The organism is Sphaerisporangium sp. TRM90804 (assembly GCF_029846175.1).
Lineage (GTDB): Bacteria > Actinomycetota > Actinomycetes > Streptosporangiales > Streptosporangiaceae > Sphaerisporangium.
In genome coordinates, this window is the sequence record NZ_JARWAC010000025.1 from 64,335 (window position 1) to 83,767 (window position 19,433).

Consider the following 19,433-nt stretch of genomic DNA (forward strand, 5'->3'; position numbering starts at 1 on the left):
CGGCCTGCGTCGGGGTGAGTCCTGCGGTGTCCGATGGGTCGACCTTGACTTGGACGAGGGCACGCTCGCGGTCTCCAAGCAGCTCGTGCAGGTGGGTTGGGAGTTCGAGGAGGGGGAGCCGAAGACCGGCTCCAGCGACGCGACGATCGCCCTCGACAAGGCGTCGGTGGCGGTGCTGAGGGCGCACCGGGCGCGGCAGAACGAGGAACGCCTCGCATGGGGCCAGGCGTGGCAGGACACTGGACGAGTGTTCACCAGAGAGGACGGCACCGAGCTGCACCCGGCTTCGATCAGCGAGATGTTCGCCCGGCTCGCTTACGCGGCTGGCCTGCCGCCGATTCGGCTGCATGACCTTCGGCATGGTGCGGCCACGATGGGCCTGTCCGCCGGCGTCGAGATGGCGGCCGTGAAGGCGATGCTTCGCCACTCCTCGATCACGATCACGACCGACACCTATACCGCGATCATGCCCGAGGTGGCTCACGAGGCGGCCGAAGCCATCGCCGCTCTGGTGCCTCGGAAGGTCGCCGTGGGGGAGGCGTCCGAGACTGCCGGTCCCCCTTCGGTCCCCCCGGTCGTGGTCCCCATCCCTACGGATTCCGGGGCCGCCATGAAAGACCAGGTCAGCGGGAGGTCTGAGGGTGGGCCGCCAGGGATTCGAACCCTGAACCTACGGATTAAAAGTCCGCAGCTCTGCCATTGAGCTAGCGGCCCGGCTCGATTGCAGGGTACTGAGCGTACCGCGCCTGGGGCGAACGGCTTCCCGTATGGGAGGGGTCTTGGGGGCTGGAGTCGGGCAAGGGGGGCTCTGGTGGTGGGTGGGGTCGCCGGGCGGGGGGAGGGCGCCAGGGTTGGGGGCTCTTGGGGTTCAGGGCGGTGCCAGGGTCGGGCCAGGGGGAATCCCGATGTGCTAAGGGGAGGGCTGCGGGCAGTCTTGAGACATGAACGAGATGAACACCTTCGGGTACAAGCCGGGCAAGGAACTCCGCCGCACCAGGCACGGGAAGATCGTCGCCGGTGTGTGCTCCGGCGCCGGGGAGTTCCTCGGCGTCGACGCCAACATCCTGCGGCTGGCGCTCGGCGTCGCCACCTTCTTCGGAGGGCTGGGAGTCGGCATCTACGCCGTCGCGTGGCTGCTCATCCCGCAGGAGGGGAAGATCACCTCGATCGTCCAGGATCTGATCGAGAAGCAGAAGACCGGCGAAGGGACCGCCTGGCAGCAGGCTTCCGAGCACTGGCAGAAGGCCTCCAGCTCCTGGCAGCAGCCCTCCAAGGCGCCGAACCCGCCCTCCTACGCCGACCAGCCGCCGTACGCCGACGCTCCGACCTACGGCGCCCCGACCTACAACGACCCGACCTCCACGCCCCAGGACCGGCCGCAGCCGCCGGTGGACGAGCCGCCCGCGAAGGCGTGACTCAGGTCACCTGGGCACGGACCCTGGTGATTATCTCGGCACGAGACTCGGCCCAGAGCACGGCCAGTAACGCGGCCACGGACAGCCCTGACGCTCCGGCGAGGGCGACCACCGGCTCTGGGCCGAGCACCTGTGCGGCGGCCCCTCCGATGAGGATGCCGATGCCCTGGGCGCCGAGCAGGCCCGACTGGACGAGCCCGAAGGCCTGGCCGCGCCGGTTGGCCGGCACACACTGCACGAACGCGGCGTTGGCCGCGAGCTGGTAGGCCCCGCCGATGCCGGCGAGCGTCCACAGCGCCAGGACGACGGCCACCGGCGGGCGCATGGCGCAGCCGATGAGCGGGGCGCAGCTCAGCATCGCCATCCAGCCCATGGCGCGCAGCCGCCGCGTAGGCGACACGAACCGGGCGAACACGAACGCGCCGACCACCGTCCCCGTCGGCATCGCGGCCATGAGCAGGCCCGTGATGACGGTGATCGTGCGGGGGTCGTCGCTGAACGTCGCGGCGTACGGCACGGCGATGCCCTCGGGAAGCACGTAGAAGCCGCAGAGCCAGGCGAACAGCACCAGAGTGCGCAGCCGCCGGTCGCCGAAGACGAGCTTCGCCCCCGCCTTGGTCATGCTCCACATGGACGCGGGGACGCCGTCCTCGAGCTCGGGCGCGGGACGACGGCGCACACCCACTGCCAAGATCAGCGCGGACGCCAGGAAGGTCACGGCGTCGAGCGCGAGGCCACGGTGGGGGCCGATCGTGGCGATCATCCCGGCGCCGACGGCGAAGCCGAGCATCTGCGCGGCCTGGTTGGTCATGTTCTGCAGGCCCGAGCCCGCGACGTACCGGTCTCCCTCAAGGATCTCCGGCAGCAGGGCGGCCCGCGCGGCGGTGAACGGCGAGCTGAGCAGCACCACGAGGAAGACCAGGGCGCACAGGACGGGGAACGGCATTCCGGGCAGGGCCATCAGGCCGACCAGCACGGCCCGTGCGACGTCGCACACGATCATGACCCGGCGGCGCGGGTAGCGGTCGGCCAGCCCCGCGAGCAGCGGCCCGCCGAGGATCGGCGGCAGGTAGGTCAGCGCGTAGACGGCGGCGGTGGCGAGCGGCGAGCCCGTCCGGTCGTAGACCAGCAGGGCGAGCGCGACCTGGGCGAGTTGGTCGCCGAGCAGGGAGAGGCACTGACCGGCCCACAGCGCGCGAAACTCGCCGATCGCGATGACCTCGCCGTAGGTCGCTCGGCTTTCGGGCGAGCGGCGGTGCCGCCCGGGCAGCCGGCCTGGCCTTGTGGCCGCCATATGTCTCCGCTTGGCTCGCTGGGCCGTACCTGACACACCGTGTTCAGTATGTCACCTACGGTGCCCGAGCCGCCCGTCGTTACGCAAGAGCAGGCCAGCCGAACGGCCCGCCGCTTGCCCTCTTTCAGGTGCTATGTACCGAACGGCGATGCCTGGTGGGCGGGTACGTCACCAGCCGAGCTCATGCAAACGATCATCGTCGATGCCGAAATGGTGCGCTATCTCGTGGACGACGGTGATCTGTACCTCCTCCACCACCTCTTCCTCGGTTTGGCACATCTCGCAGATGGGGTTGCGGTAGATCTCGATCCGGTCCGGAAGGACGCCCGAGTACCACTCCCCCCGCTCGGTCAGTGGAATGCCGGTGTAGAGCCCGAGCAGCCCCGGTTCGGGGGGATCGTCCACCACGACCATGACCATGTTGTCCATGACCCGCGCGAGTTCGGGCGGGATGGTGTCCAACGCCTCGGCCACAAGTTGCTCGAACTTCTCCCGCGAAACTTCGATCACACCGTCAATCGTGTCACCGCGGAGAGAGGGTGTGGTAGTTCGTCCCCCTGCATCGGCTTATGGAAGGGTGCTTAGCCGCTGGCCAGACGATTCTTGACCGTTCTGTGAACGGCGGTTGACTCGTGGCCGCTATGAGATGTGCGGCGTTTTCGGGTAGGCAAGTCGCGATGAACTTCATGCGCTGGAGGCAGGCCGCCTCGCGGCTGAGCGAGCGGCGAGCCGTAAACCGGACGGCGACCGTCCTGATCATCGGGATCGTCGCCCTCGCCGGAGCCTGGTTAGGCATCGCCATGGGAGCCAGGGTCAGTACGGCGGTCGGTCCCGCCGAGATAGGGATGAGCCTCCAACCCTCCTGGGGCGGGCAGACCGTCCTCGACGTCCGCCCGCTCGGCACGTTGCGGTTCGACTCCCACCACGGACCGGTACAGCTCGGCCTGAGCCTCGACGGCATCAGGGCCGACGTCGCCCAGCAGCTCCTGGAGAGCCCCCGATGGGCCGAGACCCTTCCCGGCCTCATCGAGGCCGACCTCATGCTGGGACTGCGCGAGCTGCTCGTCAGGGCCGTGCTCTTCGGGACCGCCGGCGGCTTCCTCGTCGGGCTGGTCGTCTTCCGCCGGCTGCGGCGCGCGGTGTGGACGAGCCTTGGCAGCCTCGGCGCGGTGGCGGTCGCCGTCGTCCTGGCGGTGACGACCTTCAACCCCGCCTCCGTCGCCGAACCCCGCTACACCGGCCTGCTCACCGGCGTGCCGTCGCTGATCGGCAGCGCCGAGTCGATCGTCACGCGCTTCACGGAGTACCGAGGGCAGCTCGCCAAGCTGGTCACCAACGTCTCGCAGCTCTACCACGCCGGCACCACGCTGCCGGTGTACGAACCCGACCCGAACACGCTGCGGGTGCTGCACGTCTCGGACATCCACCTCAACCCGGTGGCCTGGAACATGATCCGCTCGCTGCGCGACCAGTTCAACATCAACGTCGTTCTGGACACCGGGGACATCGCCGACCACGGCACCAAGGCCGAGAACAAGTTCGTGGAGGAGATCGGCAAGCTCGGCGTGCCCTACGTCTACGTCCGGGGCAACCACGACTCCGACGCCACGCAGGACGCCATCGCCGAGCAGAAGAACGCCGTCGTCCTGGACGGCGAGGCGAAGACCGTCGAGGGCCTGCGCATCTACGGGGTCGGGGACCCCAGGTTCACGCCCGACAAGTCGGTGGAGGTCAAGTCCGACGACGCCTCGCTGGAGAGCCTCGGCCGCTCGCACGCCAGGAACCTGACGCCCGCCCCCCTCACCGCGAAGGCGTCCGCGTCCGAGCGCGCGGGATCTCCCAGCCCCAAGCCCTCCGGCCCGGCGACCAAGCCCGCGAGCACCAAGGGCAAGGACGCCAAGAAGATCGACGTCGACGTGGTCGCCGTTCACGACCCGACGATCGGACGGGCCTTCGCCGGCGCGGTGTCGCTGGTGCTCACCGGCCACGTCCACGAACGGTCGACGGAGATGCTCAGCTCGCGGACCCGCCTGATGATCCAGGGTTCGACCGGCGGCGCCGGCCTGCGCGGCCTGGAGCACGACGAGCCGACCCCCATCCAGGCCTCGGTGCTGTACTTCGACAGGAAGACCCACCGCCTCCAGGCCTGGGACGACGTGACGCTCGGCGGTCTGGGCGAGCAATGGGTACAGATCCAGCGTCACGTGGAGACCGACCCTGGCCGTACAATTTCCCCGGAGCCGCTTTCGTCCCCGTCGCCAACGGGAGAAGAGGGCGCAACCGCGACGCCCGCCAGGGGCTGACCGCTTTGGCATCGGGGGCTGACGTCCCCTATGCTTCAGAGGTCTCCGACGGAAGGCGTCACGGAACCAGGGCGAGAGTCCTGAGCCCCCATCGTCTAGTGGCCTAGGACACCGCCCTTTCAAGGCGGCGGCACGGGTTCGAATCCCGTTGGGGGCACGCGCGAGCCGATGCCACACGGCAAGCCGGGAGGTCAAAGATCTCCGGAGAGCTGGTAGGCTAAGCGAGCGCAAAGGGCCGGGGAACACCACCTCAGCCAAGCAAGGTCCTGTAGAGCAGTTTGGAGTGCTCGCCACCCTGTCAAGGTGGAGGTCGCGGGTTCAAGTCCCGTCAGGACCGCATAGGTCGGTGTCATCTCACCGCCAAGGTCAGGTAGCTCAGTCGGTACGAGCGTCCGCCTGAAAAGCGGAAGGTCGGCGGTTCGACCCCGCCCCTGACCACAGCAACTGAGCAGCAAACGCCCCGAGTCGATTACGGCCCGGGGCTTTTTGATGTCCAATGACAGCAACGTCCCAGCGGGATGTGGGTTAGCTTCTCTCGAAGTTTGTGATGCCCCAAACGAGGAGCACTCGGTGATGTGGGTAAGCGGTAGCGCTTACCCGAGGTCATGGACCGAATCGACTGGGTGCCGCGGAGTGAGTTCAGCACTGTGAGCGAGGCGGTTGACAGTGCAGGGGCACTGAGATCTCAAGCCCGTGTGCGAGTTCGGGTAAGCGGTGACGCTTACCCCTGATCCGGGACCAGGACGACTCGCTCGCCGCGAGGCCGAACTGGCCCGGGGGTTGCCCGTTCAATCTCACTTGTAAAGTGAGATCACCGTCGCGATCACGGTAGCCAACCCTGCGAGCAGAGTGACCATCGCTGTGACAGCATCAAGATCCGGCAACCACCGTGTCCACACATTGTGGGGTTTCTTCCGATGGCGAGCCATCGACACCTCCTCACTCCCGTCATCCTTCAGGTGACGGAACATCCAGACACCTGCGAGTGACGAAGAGGAAGCGGTTCCCACTTTGTGTGCACTTGGCCTCATCGTAAATGGGTCGGCTTTCATCTGGCGTCACATCAGCGACTTCTATTGACAGTTGCCTTGAGAACGACAAGACGCCCCGGCCAAAGCCGAGGCGTCGGAGTAGGGCTCCTGTTCTATGCGAGCGCGTCGCCGAGTTTGCCGAGGGCGTTGCGCTTGTCGTCGAGGGAGACGTGGGCGTAGATGGTCATGGTCACTTCGATGTCGCTGTGGCCGACGATGTCTCGGACGACCTGGGGCGGGACGCCGAGGTTAAGCGGCAGGGTCACGCAGGTGTGGCGGAGATCGTGAAAGCGCATGTCCCCGAGGCCGGCGGCCTTGCGGATGGCTCCCCAGCTTCGGCGGAGGTTGTCCGGCTCCATGGGCGTTCCGCGCGGGGATGGGAAGACCAGGCCGTGTTCCTCCCAGTCGTTCCAGCGGTCGGAGCGTTCTGCTGCTTGCGGTGTGGTCGGAGCGCTTCGACGCAGATGGAGGGGAGCGGGACGGTTCGTTCGGAGTCGTTGGTCTTGGGCCGGACGAACTGGAGACGGCCCTCGACACGCTGAAGGGTCTGGATCACTTCGAGTTTCGCGCCGTCGAGGTCGATGTCCACCCAAGCGCGGAGACCGCGCCTGCGCCGAACAAGGTGGCCAGTAGCCAGGCGGAGGGAAGTGAGCGCGGACGCGACGGCGACGACCTCGCCCTCGGTGCCGAAGAACGCGTTGACCTCGCCGATCTCGGCACCGGTGAGCGGCAGACCGGCGGGCACCATGATCGCGTTGGCGAGACGATCGTGATGGCGAAGCCGAGGGCGGCGATGCCGGTGATTCGAGAGAAGTGCATGACTGACTCCGTATTCACGTTTGACGTGGTAGGGACGAGTGCATGCCCTGAATTGCCACATGTCGGGACAACGGGCTGTGGTGCTGGCAGCCGCCGCGCGCTGATCAGGCGGTGCCTGCCGCGCAGACCAGGACGAAACCGATCAGCAGCAGCCAGGAGCGCACGCCCTGGAAGAACTCCCAGCGGCGGCGGGTCCGTTCCCATCCGGCGGGCGGGTTCGCCGGATCCCAGCGTCCGGTGGCGATGTTGATCGGGACGTTGACGGCGACGGTGAACCCCACCGCGACGGCGAACGCGACCACCGCGGACCAGGCGAGCCACCCGGGCCCGCTGCCCTCGATCGCGACGGCTACCGCGAGCACCACGCACAGCGTCATCCCGACCGGCATGACCCGCCCGAACGTCTTGAGCAGGCCCTTCTCGACGGCGATGCGTTCGGTGCCGGGCAAGTTGCGCAACACCGGATGGACGAAGGCATAGGAGCCGAACTCGGAACAGGCGACGAAACCGGTGACGGCCAGCGTGACGAAGACGAGCAGGTTCACGGCGACTCCGCGGGTAGTGGCCCGGGCGACGACGCGGTCCGCACAGCGGTCAACGCCGTGTCGATCAGCGCATCGGGCTCGGGCCAGGGCATGTCGGGTTTGGTGATGCGCAGGTCGATGGCGCCGTGCAGGGAAGCCCACAGCTCGGTGGCCAGTACGAACGCCGCATCGCGGCGGGCGGGCGACAGGCACGCGCCGACGGCGTCGACCAGCACCTTGTAGGAGGCCGCGCCGGGATGCGCAGCGCCGGGTTCGAGCCCCAGCCCGGCCGGGCCCGCGTTCATGGCGCTGAACAGCACCCGGTAATGCCCCGGCTGCTCCAGACCGCTCCGGACGTACGCCCTGGCGATCGCCTCGAGCCGCGCGACGGGGTCGCCGGCAGCGGACACGGCGGCGCTTTCGAGCTGCTCGGTGAACTCGGCGAACCGCTCGGCGATGACAACACGCAGCAACGCCTCCTTGTCCGGGAAGTGCCGGTAGACCGAAGGTGCGGTGACACCTGCGGCGGCGGCGACGGCCCGCATGGTGAGCGCGTCGGCGTCGCCGAGCTGCGCCAGCAGGTCGGCGGCCACCCGGACCACCACTTCACGCAGCTCGTGCCCGGTGCCACGGCGCCTGCGGTGCGTTGCGGTCATGGGGTGACGGCCTCGTCGTCCAGCAGCACACGGACCAGAACCCGGCCGCTCGCGATAGCCGCGTGTACGTCCGCGATGTCCGGGGTGCCGTCCGCGCCGACCCGGACCCGCGCCCAGCGGCCGTACGCGTGGTGGTCACGCACGAGTGCGGTGAGCGCCTCGGCCACAACAGCGGGCTCGCGCACCGCCTCGGCCACCGCCGCGACCCGGCGGCCCCGCAGCCGCAGCTCCACCGGCCCCCCACCGTCGAAGTTGCGCCACCACCCCCCCTTCGTGGTGATCAGCAGCTCGCGGTCACGCTGGAGGTAGTTGACGGGGGTGACGTAGCGGACGCCGCTGCGGCGCCCGGTGAAGCTCAGCAGGAGACTCCTCCGGCTCATCACCGGGTGCAGCGGCGAGGACAGGATCGCGGCCGGGATCCAGTTGCGCAGCGATGGGGTGGCCATCAGACGACACCGCCGGGGCGCGGCACACCCAGCCGCCGCCCCATCTCGTCGGCCAGCGCTTGCAACGCCGCGAGCGGCCGGACGAACACCGTGAGATCCGAGATCCGCTCGTCCCGGTCCTGGCGCGCGACGAGCAGCCCGTCGGCCCGGCCGGGGTGGCCCGCGACCTGGGCGCTGAACATCAGAACCGAGGTGTCGCCGACGCCGCCGATGGTCGCCGACACCTCGATGTCGTGCAGCACCCCGTCGAGCACAGCCTCGATGACGTGAGACGCGGCACCGACCCCCTCGATCGGCTCGTCGTGCACCGCGACCCGCAAGGTGACGTCCTCGGCCAGCACCACGGACACGGCAGTGGCGTCCTCCGCGGCGAGCGCCCGTCCCAGCTGATCCAGCACTGCTCCCCCTCCAAGTAGGTTAACGATCGTTATAGTAACGCACGTTAGCATACTTCTGCAGTGCGGGCCCGTGGCTGAGTCGGCCACGGCCCTCAACCAGGGCAAGTGCCTGCGTCACCGAATCATCGTCAAGATCGCGTTCCTAGCGTCAAAACACGGTCCGATCCTCCCCGGAGGCCGGTAGGTCGGTGGTGCGCTGCACCGTGCGCGGGCCTTCGTCCAGGTCGATGGTGAGCGTGCTGTGACTGACGTGCACGGTGACGACTTGGCCGGCACGCAGGCGACGGAGCGAGACGCTCTGGCGGGCGACCACGATCACCCCGCAGGACCGCCATTCACGCGGATCGCCGTCTACGAGTGGATCTGGGCACTCTACCTGCGCCGTGATCATGACCGGCCAAGCCTCGATCCCACCTTTCAAGGCATGATCAGTAATGCGCCCGGAGGACCGCCCAGCGCAGGTGGAACACCGCTCCACCGGACCGGTCGAGGACTTTACGTGCTGGCCAGCCCGCCCGGAAACAGCAACAAGGCCAGACGGTGATGCAACGGTCGCTGAGCTGTCTTCCGGCTACTGACCAGGCACGGCGCCCGCGAGCTCGTAATGTCCTGTCGATTCCGTCGCCGTCACGCCGATGCGGACGTCCTCCTCCGCGGCCGACCGCGTGTTCATGCCGCCTTAACGGTGCGGAAGTCCTCGTTGGCTGTGTTCCTGCAGGGTCGTTAGCTGATCCTCTGCACGGTGGCACCCCGTCGGATGGCGCGGGGGATCTCGGCGACGGAGTCCACGATGTCGATCAGGTGGGCGATGCTCTCGGCTGGAGCAGTGGAGCTGACGTCGACGGTGTAGGTGATCCCGGTTGACTGCCAGCTCTCGATATCGAAGCCGCCGGCTGCGGAGACGCGCACTCCCAGGAGTTCAATTCCCAGTGCGGCGGCCTCCCGGTAAAGGTCGTTGAGGACGCATCCCGCCGCCGCGAGATGAAGGAGATGTCCTCCGGTGAAGTCAGCCCTGACGCTCACGCCCTCGGGCGTCCATCGATGAGGGAAATGCACCGTGTGCTCGTCCGTCACCTTCAGCGATCCTGCGCTCACGATCACGTTGAAACGATCATCCACGATTCAGCTCCCGGCACCTCAGGCGTACGGACGTGACGACAATGTTCGTCCTACACGTCACAACCGCCAACCGGCAACACAGCCCTCTCCCACACGCGTCCGTTGTCCGGGGGAGGCGGTGGTCGGAGGCGGCGGAGGCTATGGACGCCTGTCTGTCAGGGGGAGGCGGAGGACGAAGCGGGCGCCGCGCGGGGAGTCTTCGATGGTGAGGGTGCCGTTGTGGGCCTGGGCGATGTCGCGGGAGATGGCCAGGCCCAGCCCGCTGCCTCCCGGTTCTCTGCGTCGGCCCTCGTCCAGGCGGACGAAGCGCTTGAAGACGCACTCTCGGTCCTGCGGCGCGATTCCAGCACCGTCGTCGCACACGGTGATGACGGCCGAGCCCTTCGCCCGTCCCACGGTGACCTCGACCTGTGTGTCCGCGTGTCGCCGGGCGTTGACCAAGAGGTTGTCGACGACTCGGATCAGCTGAATCCGGTTGCCCAGAACGTGCACATCCCGGTCAGCGTCGACGTGGAGCGGCACGCCACCCGCCATGGCCGCCACCTCCTTCGACACCAGCGCGCCGACGTCGATCGGCTCGTACGCGGCCGGCTCTCCGGCATGGAGCCGAGCCAACACCAGCAGGTCGTCGACGATCGTCTCCAGCCGATCGGTGACGGCAAGCGCTTTCCTGATGGTCTCGTGCGGGTCTATGTCGGCGGGGTAGAGCACCGCCTCCTCGAGCTGGGCGCGGAGACCGGTGAGCGGCGTTCTGAGCTCGTGAGAGGCGGAGGAGGCGAACCGGCGTTGCTCCTCGAACATGTTCGCGTTGTCCACGGCGAGCCCGGCTCGGCTGGCGATGTCGCCGATGAGGGATAGATCGGTTGAGTCGTACACGAGGGAGGTCTCGTAACGGGCCAGGGTGAGCGCACCCAGCACCCGGCGCGGCGTACGCAGCGGCGCGACGATGACCGAATGGGCACCCAACGCTGCGAACGGCCGCCGCCGCTCGACGCTGTACTCCTCATGATCGTATTGCTCGGCCACATCCTCAGGGCCGAGCAACACCGCGGGGCCACCGCGCAGCACCCGTGCCATCGGCGCCTGGGAGGTCTCCGAAAACGCCGGAAGCGGACCCTCCCACTGCTTGTACTCGACACCGTTCCGGCCTTGCTTGACCACGACCACCACCCTGTACACCCCCTCGCCGCTGGGGCCGAGCAGATCGATCATCGCCCAGTCGGCCAGCCGGGGCACCACCAGACGAGACAGCCGCCGCAGCGCCTCATCCACCCTCAGGGCGGAGGCCAGCACGGTGCTGGTCTCCGCCATCAGCGACAATCGATCGGTCAGCTTCTCCAGTGCCGTGAGGGCGGCCGCCTGCTCGTGTTCCACGGCCTTGTGCTGCGACAGGTCGTAGAACAGGACCACATTGCCCATCTGTCCCCCGCCCAACGGGAGCGGAGCCGACATCACGCCCAGCGGGATCAGGCCTCCGGACCCGCGAGTGAACCACGCCTCCTCGCTGCGGACGTACATCCCCTCGGCGAACCCGGCCAGGATCTGGCAGTCCTCCCGGGCGATCGGGCTACCGTCGGCGTTGCGGTGCAGCAGGTCGTGGGGCTCGGCCCCGATCAAGTGCCGCGCGGGACGATCGAGCAGTATCTCGGCATACGGATTGACCAGGAGGATCTTCCCCGTATGGCCGACCACGTACATCCCCACGCGCAGATCCTGGAACAGGGCTCTGGAGAGTTCCGCGCTGAACCCATATCTCGCCCAGTCGTCGCTGGTTGCCACGGCGGTCCCCCCTTTACCCACCACCTGTCCAACCCGCCGAAACGGTGAACAAACCCTAAGGGTATGTATCTTGCGGGAAACTGCCGTATGCGCCGGGGAGATCCTTCGTAGATCGTTCTCGACCTTGGGGGACGTCCCCTTACACGGAGTCGTCTGGCACACGTTGCCCCTGCTGATTCGGCCAGGGCGACGCTTGCCATGAGACGGATTCACGCTTGCTGCTCGGTCTTGATGATGAGCGTGTAATCAACGCCTGTGTGGAAGTCGCCGGAGGATCCGCGAATGGTCAGTGTGTGACGGCCGGGCCGCAGTGGCTGGAGACGTACCCAGATGCCGCAAGCGTAGGAGGTTGCCGTTCCCTCCTCGCCTGTCAGAGGGTTGCCCACCACCCCGGTCACGGCAACGTCGTTCTCTTCCATCCGTTCAGGCGTGACCGCCTTACCGTCGAGGGTGGCTCCGCCTTCGGCGGTGGCCATGAACTCCTTGCACACCGCCTCGGATCCGACCCGATTCACCAGGGGGAACACCAGCATCCGCCCTGCGGGAACCTCGCACGTCCGCTGTGAGGTGCCGCCGAAGGTTCCGGCGAGGAACCACACGTCCTCTGGCTGGTTCCGGTCGCAGAACTTCCCGGTCGGGTCCGTCACGGGGTTGGTGCTCTCGCCTTCCGAGGCCGCCCAGGTCCACCAGCGTCCTTGGATCGCCTCCGCCGACGAGCCGGCCGGCTTCGGAGAGGCATTTCTGCCCGTTCCCTCCGCGCTGCTCTCTTGAGCCCCCGCGCAGCCAGTGAGGAGGCCGACGGCCAGCAGAAGCGGTGTAGCGAATCTGGAAGGCATTCGGGAATCATAGGACCGACGAGTATCCGCCCTCCCGTATGGACCAGAAAGATGTCAGTGACGACAGGGGTCGTGACGATCGCTGACTTCGCCGCCGTACGGAATAAGAGTGATCGGCTGTCCCGCAGACTGGGCGATTCCTGCTGCGCCCGATCCAGACGCAGTGGCCTTGATGTAACTTGCGACACCAAGGCCGTGCTTGTGGGACCGCAACAGCTCTTTTCTCTACCGCGGACGCCTATCGGCGGATGGTTCCCTCCGGGCTCAAGACGGACGGCTCCCCGGCCAAGGTCAGCGGATACTGCGGCAAAGGGTGGTGCCTGCCCGAGGGCGAGGAGCCGTCGGAGAACCCAAACAGGCTGGGGACCCTGACCCTGCGCAAGACCGACCAGGGCTGGCTGATCCACGACGACCTCGGCAGCAGGAGCCACTCTTCCCGCGGCGGGTGAGCCGACGCGATCGCCTTCGAGCCGACGCGATCGCCTTCGGAACGCGTGGCCGCCTCTCGCAGCCCTGTCGTGAGGCAAGCTGAGGGCGTGAGTGTCCCTGTACCTTCGGACGACGTCGGAGCACCGCGGGCGCAGGTCGGGCCGAATCCGCAGCACCTGCTGACGACCTTGCTGGGTGAGTACCTCGACTCCTCGGACGCCGACCTTCCGTCGATGGCGGTGGTCGCGATGCTCGGGGAGTTCGGCATCAGCGAGCCCAGTGCGCGGGCCGCGTTGTCCCGGCTGACCAAGCGTGGCCTGATCGCCGTGCGGGGGTCCGGACGGCCGCCGGTGTACCACCTCACGCCTCAGGCGATCGCCCGGCATCGTTCCCGCATGGACCATTTCCTGAGCTTCGGCGCCCGCCCGCCGCGGTGGACCGGCGACTGGGTGACCGTCTCCTTCTCGATCCCCCAGTCCGGCCAGGCCCCGCGGCACGCGGTCCGCAAGGCTCTGGGGGCGCTGGGTTTCGCGCGGCTGTACGACAGCGTGTGGATCAGGCCCGGCTCGGGCTCCGGTCCGGTGACCCAGGCGCTGCACGACATCCTGGACGACGTCGACGGTGGCCGATGGTCGGTGATGCACACCCGGTTCCACGAGGAGGCCGGCCCGCACGGTCCGGCAGCCGCCTACGACCTGGCCGGCCTCGCCTCGGCGTACGAGGCTTTCATCGCGCGGTACTCGGACCTGCGGGTGGCCGTCCGTGACCGGGAGGTCGACGCGCCCCGGGCGCTGGTGGCCCGGACCTCGGTCATGGACTCCTGGCGGAAGTTCCCAGACGTCGACCCGAACCTGCCCGACCACCTCCTGCCGGCACCGTGGCCTCGCCAGGCTGCCAGGGACCTCATGCTGGAGATCCATTCCGCTCTCGGCTCGCTCGCCGAGGCGCGGCTCATCCAGGTCGCGACACCGTACTGGCCGGACGCCGCTTCCTGGATCACCCACTTCCAGGCGTCGGAGAACTCCGTGTCGGTCCCGGCCGGCGGGAAAGGCTGAAGAAACTTTCACCCACGAGGACGACGGCCCGGCCGCCTGGGTTCGCTTCGTGACCGCCGTGGCGCGTCAGGTTCTCGACCGGCCGCCGTCCGCCGAGAGCCACCGGCGTGTCCGGCCGAGTGGGGCATTGTGACCTGCGCCGGAGCCGTCCGTACCGGCCCGTCCTCCCGGCGCCGGGCAGGGGTCCGGTGGCGCCGTCCCGAAGGTTCACGCCCGCGCCCGGACCCCGGCGCGTCAGGGCCGTTTCCGGTCGGCGCGCACACCGCTTAACCGGCCGAGTTGCGATTGCTTGACACTTTTTATCACCGCAGTGATAGTAACTGCACGTTGCTCTCATCGGCTCGCGCTGACTGACACGAGCGCAGCTCGCAGTCGATGGGCCGCCATGTCGATCCCCACATTCGGCCGGCGCCGACCGGCCGCGGTGGGAGTGGTTGTGCCGTTGCCGGGCTCCGTCGGCGTGCGCCGCGTATGCGATTTCCGACACAGAGCGCCGTCGTGACACCTTCGGAGGGCGAAATGAGAAAACGCTCGATCCTCAACGCGGTACTGGCGGTCGCGATCGCCCCGGTCTGCGCTGGAATTCTGGCGCTCACCACGACGCCCACCGCCGCCGCGGTCGGCGGCTCGGGCCCCTACCCGGCCGACTACGAGACCTCCGCCAGCCTGCCCAATCACACCATCTACCGGCCCGGAACCCTCCCGTCCGAGAAACTCCCCATCTACGTATGGGGCAACGGGGGCTGCTCCGCCAACGGGACGTCGCAGCTGAACTTCCTCCGCGAGATCGCCTCGCACGGGTTCCTGGTCATCGCCAGCGGCAGCCCGAACGGCTCCGGCTCGACGACGTCCCAGATGCTCACCCAGTCCATCGACTGGGCGGTCGCGGAGAACAGCCGCCAGGGCAGCATCTTCTACGGCAGACTCGACACCGGCAAGATCGCCGCTGGGGGCTTCTCCTGCGGGGGGCTGGAGGCCTATGCCGTCTCCAACGACGCGCGTCTCAGCACGACCACCATCTTCAGCAGCGGGTTGCTGAACGACGCCGACGACTACCAGCTCCGCCGGCTGACGAAGCCGATCGCCTACTTCATCGGTGGGACCAGTGACATCGCCTACCCGAACGCCATCGACGACTGGGGCAAGCTGCCGGCCGGGCTGCCCGCGTTCATGGGCAACCTGAACGTCGGCCACGGCGGCACCTACGGCCAGACCAACGGCGGCGAGTTCGGCCGCGTTGCGGTGCTGTGGCTCAAGTGGCGGCTGAAGGGCGACGCGACGGCCGGCGCCGCCTTCGTCGGCCCCAACTGCGGCCTGTGCAACACCCAGTGGCAGGTCCAGCAGAAGAACCTCACGCTCGACGGCACCCCGTCCCCGACCCCCACTCCGTCACCCACCGGCAGTCCGTCGCCGTCCCCGTCCCCCTCCCCGTCACCCACCAGCGGGCCCGGGGGCTGCTCGGCGACCTACTCGGTGCAGAGCCAGTGGGCCGGCGGGTTCGTCGCCGCGATCAACGTCACCGCGGGCGGCTCCGCGATCAACGGCTGGAGGCTCGCCCTCACCCTGCCCGCCGGCGCCACGATCACTTCCATGTGGAGCGGCGTCAACTCCGGCACCACCGGCACCGTGACCGTCACCAACGTGAACTACAACGGGCGGCTGTCGGCCGGACAGAGCACCAGCCTCGGTTTCCAGGCCAACGGAACCGGCGCCGGAGCCACCGTCACCTGCACAGCCGGCTGACCCCGACTCACCTGGGGCAGGGCGCCACAGCGGCGGGCCGGGAGCGAGGTCCCGGCTCGCCGCGAATGGTGGGCCCGGTCAGACTTTTCGTCCGTCATTCCGTGCCTTGTTCTTCCGCTCGCCCGGCGAGGTCGCGGGTGACACGCCGTTCGGCTGTCAGCAGGCGCACTCGGAGGGGCCGAGGGCGATCAGGGCCAGGTGGCGGGCGATGCCGTTGGTGTCGGTGTTCTCGACGTTGCTGAGCACGACCACCGCTATGTCGTCATCGGGCAGGTACATGTTGCTCGCCGCGTAGCCGGGGAGAAGACCCGGGTGGTAGCGGAGTCGGTGCCCGTTGAGCCGGTAGACGAGCCAGCCGAAGGCGTACGCGGACGACGGCAGGTTGAGGCAGCCGGTGCTGGGGCACGGCGCCTGTGGCGTGAACGCCTGCCTGACGGTGGCGGGTGGCGCGACCTCGTAGGCGCCGAACGAGCGGTCCCAGTCGACGAGGTCGTCGGCGTTGGAGTAGATGCCGGTCGCCGAGAACGCCTGCGAGCCGTTGATGGGCGGGGCCGGTGATCCGAGCGTGTAGTAGCCCTTCGCGTACCCCGGGGGCGGATCTCCCCTGCTGTAGCCGGTGTGTTCAAGGTCGAGCGGGCCGGTGATCAACTTGCGCAGTACGGCGCCGTACGGCTTGTGCGTCACCCGCTGGATGATCGCCCCGGCCAGGATGTAGCCGGAGTTGCTGTACTTCCAGCTGGTGCCGGGCTCGAAGTCGAGCGGCAGGTTCACGAACCGCTGGATCAGCCTTCGGGTCGTGGTCGGCAGCGGGAGCTCCAGGTAGAAGTCGGGCAGGCCCTGGATGTCGGGGATGCCGGAGGTGTGCGTGAGGATCTCGCGGATCGTGATGGGCCGCCACGCCGGCGGGCAGGTCGCGATGTAGGCCGGGACGAGATAGGGGCAGACCCGGTCGTCCAGGCCGAGCAGCCCGCGGTCGCGCAGCTTCAGCACCATCATCGAGGTGAACTGCTTGGTGACCGAGGCGATCCGGAACACCGTATCCGGCCGGTTGGGGATGTGCTTCGCCTCGTCGGCCTCGCCGGCGGCGAAGCGCACCAGCACCTTCCCGCGTCGTACCACCAGCGCCGAGCCGGTGAACTCCTTGCTCGCGGCCAGAACCCGCAGGTACTCCCGCATCGCCGCACCGGTCTTGTCGTGCGGGGCCGGTGGTCCAGCTCGCCGGGTGGCCGCGCCGCGATCGGCGCCGAGGCCGGTCACGACGCCGTCCCCGGCGGATACGGCGATGGCGGATACGGCGATGGCGGGAGCGGCCGAGGGGACGGCTCCACCGGTCAGTGCCGTGCTGATCCCCAGCAACCCGACAAAAATCGGCCACTTGGCCATTTTCTCCCCCTTGTGCCGGCGGCTGCCCTGAAATCCCGGCATTTCTGTAAATCGAGCAAGGCTCGTCTAGAACCCCAGCCACCATTCTCATGAAAGCCCGCCTTCTCCCCTGGTATTCGCGAACGGCGACCGACGCCTTTTTCCTTCGGCATATCGCTTTATTTAAGCCGCTCGGTGGACGCCGGCCTCTCGGGGGGATTGCCAGTTTTCGGCGCTCCTGCGCGCAGGTCGTCCGCCCGGGGTGAAGCTGACAGCGGTATTCACCCAGGTTCCACCCACATCGGCGGGGCGCGGTCGGCGATCCACCGATCGGTTGATCGCCGGCGCCACCCGGTGGAGCCGGCTCGCCCGCCGGGCGGCGACCGGGTCCCGTCCACCGGTCGATGTTCGGATGAGCGCCGCCATAGAAGGGTGGATCTCGCCGGTCGCCGATGAGCCGGAGCCCGAGAGGACACCCGCATGCCGCCAGTGATCGAGGTACGCAACCTCCACAAGCGTTATGGGAACAATGTCGCGGTCGACGATGTCTCGCTCACCGTTGAGGAGGGCGAGATCCTCGGGATCCTCGGCCCGAACGGCGCCGGCAAGACGACGACCGTGGAGTGCGTCGAGGGCCTCCGCGTGCCGGACCGGGGCGAGATCAAGGTGCTGGGGCTCGATCCCCGCCGGGACCATGCCGAGCTGACCCGGCGGCTCGGGGTCCAACTGCAGGACGGGCAGATCCAGGAGCGGCTGGAGGTCGCCGAGGCATTGGAGCTCTACAGCTCCTTCTATCCCGAACCGGCCGACTGGCGCGCGCTGATGGACGGCCTCGGCCTGGCGGGCAAGGCGAAGACCAGGTACGCCAAGCTGTCCGGCGGCCAGAAGCAACGGCTCTCCATCGCGCTGGCGCTCGTCGGCAGCCCCCGGGTGGCGATACTCGACGAGCTCACCACCGGCCTCGACCCGCAGGCACGGCGCGACACCTGGGAGCTGATCGAGGGCGTGCGCTCCCGCGGGGTGACGATCGTGCTGGTCACGCACTTCATGGAGGAGGCCGAGCGGCTGTGTGACCGGGTGGCGCTGATCGACGCGGGCCGCGTCGTCATGGTCGACACCCCGGCCGGGCTGACCGAGCGGGCCCGCATCGAGCACCGGATCCAGTTCCGACCGTCCAGGCCGGTGGACGACGCGCTGCTGACGAGCCTGCCCGACGTCTCCAGCGTCACCCGCCGGGGCGAGCTGGTCGTCGTCACCGGCAACAGCGACGCGCTCACCGCCGTCACCGCCGTGCTGGCCCGCAACCGGATAGTGGCCGAACGGCTGCGCGTCGAGCAGGCGAGCCTGGAGGACGCCTTCGTCGAGCTGACCGGGAAACGCCCCGACGCCACCTCCTGATCCCAACCGACGCAGCCCTTACACAGAGAGGAAGCCATAATCGTGTCAGCCCTGAGCACGGCCGCACCCGTCACCGTCAAGCACGGTTCCGCGACGTGGAGGCTCACCAAAGCGGAGATCAAACTGTGCGTCCGCGAGAAGACCGGCCCCCTCTGGGGGGTCGGCTTCCCGCTCATCCTGCTGGTCATCCTCGGCAACGTCCCCGCCCTGCGGGAGCCCGTTGAGGCCGGCGGCCCGACGTACTTCGACCTCTACGTGCCGGTCATCATCCTGTTCAACCTGGCCATCCTGGCCCTGACCGCCCTGCCGACGATCCTCGCCGGGTACCGCGAGAGCGGCGTGCTGCGGCGCATGCGCACCACGCCGGTCGGCCCGGCCCGCGTACTCGCCGCCCAGCTCGTGGCCAACTTCTCCATCGCGGTCGTGGCGGTGGCGCTGTTTCTCACCGTGGCCGGGCTCGGCTTCGGCGTCCGCCTGCCGCAGAACCTCGCCGGCTTCGCCGCCGGCTGGCTGCTCGCGGCCGCCGCGCTGCTCTCGATCGGCCTGATGATCACCGCGCTGGCGCCCGGCCGCGGCCCGGCCACGGCGATCGGCACGGTGCTGTTCTTCCCGATGATGTTCTTCGCCGGCCTCTGGGTGCCGATCGCGCAGATGCCGCCGCTGCTGCGGAACATCAGCCACTACACCCCGCTCGGCGCGGGCATGCAGGCGTTCCAGGACACCTACCAGGGCCACTTCCCGTCCGCCCAGCCCTTGGTGACCTTGGCGTGTTATGCGGTCGTATGCGCGATCATCGCGGTCCGCTGGTTCCGCTGGGAATAGACTG

Annotated in this window: 19 protein-coding genes and 4 tRNA genes; 10 read left to right on the plus strand and 13 right to left on the minus strand. The window is 68.4% G+C overall.

Annotated features, from left to right (window positions below):
• Window positions 1-642: 642 nt before the first annotated feature.
• Window positions 643-714 (minus strand) — tRNA-Lys (locus PYR91_RS28315).
• Window positions 715-941: 227 nt separating this feature from the next.
• Here PYR91_RS28315 and PYR91_RS28320 point away from each other — a divergent pair.
• Window positions 942-1,415, plus strand: coding sequence for a PspC domain-containing protein (locus PYR91_RS28320; RefSeq protein ID WP_279784606.1), 474 nt, complete (start codon window positions 942-944; stop codon window positions 1,413-1,415).
• A 1-nt stretch (window position 1,416) separates the two neighbouring features.
• Here PYR91_RS28320 and PYR91_RS28325 read toward each other — a convergent pair whose 3' ends face one another.
• Both PYR91_RS28325 and PYR91_RS28330 read right to left on the minus strand, forming a co-directional pair.
• Entirely contained in the window at window positions 1,417-2,709 is a 1,293-nt protein-coding gene (locus PYR91_RS28325) for an MFS transporter (RefSeq protein WP_279784608.1), read from the minus strand.
• A gap of 168 nt (window positions 2,710-2,877) precedes the next feature.
• Window positions 2,878-3,219 carry a metallopeptidase family protein gene (locus tag PYR91_RS28330; RefSeq protein WP_279784610.1) on the minus strand — a complete coding sequence of 114 codons (342 nt, stop codon included), beginning with the start codon at window positions 3,217-3,219 and terminating at the stop codon, window positions 2,878-2,880.
• A gap of 167 nt (window positions 3,220-3,386) precedes the next feature.
• Between PYR91_RS28330 and PYR91_RS28335 the strand changes: the two genes are divergently transcribed.
• The 4 genes from PYR91_RS28335 to PYR91_RS28350 all read left to right on the plus strand — a co-directional run bounded on the left by PYR91_RS28335 (window position 3,387) and on the right by PYR91_RS28350 (window position 5,450).
• Window positions 3,387-5,012 (plus strand): metallophosphoesterase, encoded by a 1,626-nt coding sequence (locus PYR91_RS28335; protein WP_279784612.1) that lies wholly within the window; start codon window positions 3,387-3,389, stop codon window positions 5,010-5,012.
• An 84-nt stretch (window positions 5,013-5,096) separates the two neighbouring features.
• A tRNA-Glu gene (locus tag PYR91_RS28340) sits at window positions 5,097-5,169 on the plus strand.
• A gap of 105 nt (window positions 5,170-5,274) precedes the next feature.
• Window positions 5,275-5,349: transfer RNA gene (locus tag PYR91_RS28345), tRNA-Asp, on the plus strand.
• 27 nt (window positions 5,350-5,376) lie between these two features.
• Window positions 5,377-5,450 (plus strand) — tRNA-Phe (locus PYR91_RS28350).
• 706 nt (window positions 5,451-6,156) lie between these two features.
• Here the strand turns inward: PYR91_RS28350 and PYR91_RS28355 are convergent.
• The 9 genes from PYR91_RS28355 to PYR91_RS28395 form a co-directional block, all read right to left on the minus strand.
• Window positions 6,157-6,402 (minus strand): tyrosine-type recombinase/integrase, encoded by a 246-nt coding sequence (locus tag PYR91_RS28355; RefSeq protein ID WP_279784614.1) that lies wholly within the window; start codon window positions 6,400-6,402, stop codon window positions 6,157-6,159.
• Between the two features lie 564 nt (window positions 6,403-6,966).
• Window positions 6,967-7,407, minus strand: coding sequence for a DUF1772 domain-containing protein (locus PYR91_RS28360; protein WP_279784616.1), 441 nt, complete (start codon window positions 7,405-7,407; stop codon window positions 6,967-6,969).
• Window positions 7,404-8,042: a TetR/AcrR family transcriptional regulator gene (locus PYR91_RS28365; RefSeq protein ID WP_279784618.1), complete on the minus strand. Its 639-nt coding sequence runs from the start codon at window positions 8,040-8,042 to the stop codon at window positions 7,404-7,406. Before PYR91_RS28365 ends, PYR91_RS28360 begins: the two co-directional genes overlap by 4 nt.
• Entirely contained in the window at window positions 8,039-8,488 is a 450-nt protein-coding gene (locus tag PYR91_RS28370) for a nitroreductase/quinone reductase family protein (protein WP_279784619.1), read from the minus strand. Before PYR91_RS28370 ends, PYR91_RS28365 begins: the two co-directional genes overlap by 4 nt.
• Window positions 8,488-8,886: a hypothetical protein gene (locus PYR91_RS28375; RefSeq protein WP_279784620.1), complete on the minus strand. Its 399-nt coding sequence runs from the start codon at window positions 8,884-8,886 to the stop codon at window positions 8,488-8,490. Before PYR91_RS28375 ends, PYR91_RS28370 begins: the two co-directional genes overlap by 1 nt.
• Window positions 8,887-9,034: 148 nt before the next feature.
• Entirely contained in the window at window positions 9,035-9,277 is a 243-nt protein-coding gene (locus PYR91_RS28380) for a hypothetical protein (protein ID WP_279784621.1), read from the minus strand.
• Between the two features lie 332 nt (window positions 9,278-9,609).
• Window positions 9,610-10,005 (minus strand): OsmC family protein, encoded by a 396-nt coding sequence (locus tag PYR91_RS28385; protein ID WP_279784623.1) that lies wholly within the window; start codon window positions 10,003-10,005, stop codon window positions 9,610-9,612.
• Window positions 10,006-10,143: 138 nt separating this feature from the next.
• Complete coding sequence (locus PYR91_RS28390; protein ID WP_279784625.1) at window positions 10,144-11,784, minus strand: PAS domain-containing sensor histidine kinase; 1,641 nt, start codon at window positions 11,782-11,784, stop codon at window positions 10,144-10,146.
• A gap of 209 nt (window positions 11,785-11,993) precedes the next feature.
• Window positions 11,994-12,620, minus strand: a complete 627-nt coding sequence (locus tag PYR91_RS28395; protein WP_279784627.1) for a signal protein — start codon at window positions 12,618-12,620, stop codon at window positions 11,994-11,996.
• A gap of 248 nt (window positions 12,621-12,868) precedes the next feature.
• Here PYR91_RS28395 and PYR91_RS28400 point away from each other — a divergent pair, with 248 nt between their 5' ends.
• The 3 genes from PYR91_RS28400 to PYR91_RS28410 all read left to right on the plus strand — a co-directional run bounded on the left by PYR91_RS28400 (window position 12,869) and on the right by PYR91_RS28410 (window position 15,847).
• Window positions 12,869-13,069, plus strand: a complete 201-nt coding sequence (locus PYR91_RS28400; RefSeq protein ID WP_279784628.1) for a hypothetical protein — start codon at window positions 12,869-12,871, stop codon at window positions 13,067-13,069.
• An 87-nt stretch (window positions 13,070-13,156) separates the two neighbouring features.
• On the plus strand, window positions 13,157-14,104 hold the full coding sequence (locus PYR91_RS28405; RefSeq protein WP_279784629.1) for a PaaX family transcriptional regulator C-terminal domain-containing protein: 948 nt from the start codon (window positions 13,157-13,159) through the stop codon (window positions 14,102-14,104).
• A 519-nt stretch (window positions 14,105-14,623) separates the two neighbouring features.
• Window positions 14,624-15,847: a cellulose binding domain-containing protein gene (locus PYR91_RS28410; protein WP_279784630.1), complete on the plus strand. Its 1,224-nt coding sequence runs from the start codon at window positions 14,624-14,626 to the stop codon at window positions 15,845-15,847.
• Window positions 15,848-16,003: 156 nt separating this feature from the next.
• Here PYR91_RS28410 and PYR91_RS28415 read toward each other — a convergent pair whose 3' ends face one another.
• Window positions 16,004-17,230, minus strand: coding sequence for a serine hydrolase (locus tag PYR91_RS28415; protein ID WP_279784632.1), 1,227 nt, complete (start codon window positions 17,228-17,230; stop codon window positions 16,004-16,006).
• A gap of 459 nt (window positions 17,231-17,689) precedes the next feature.
• On the opposite strand from PYR91_RS28415, the gene PYR91_RS28420 reads away from it, so the two are divergent.
• Both PYR91_RS28420 and PYR91_RS28425 read left to right on the plus strand, forming a co-directional pair.
• Complete coding sequence (locus PYR91_RS28420; RefSeq protein WP_279784634.1) at window positions 17,690-18,607, plus strand: ABC transporter ATP-binding protein; 918 nt, start codon at window positions 17,690-17,692, stop codon at window positions 18,605-18,607.
• 42 nt (window positions 18,608-18,649) lie between these two features.
• Window positions 18,650-19,429, plus strand: a complete 780-nt coding sequence (locus PYR91_RS28425) for an ABC transporter permease (protein ID WP_279784636.1) — start codon at window positions 18,650-18,652, stop codon at window positions 19,427-19,429.
• The last annotated feature ends 4 nt before the right edge of the window (window positions 19,430-19,433 follow it).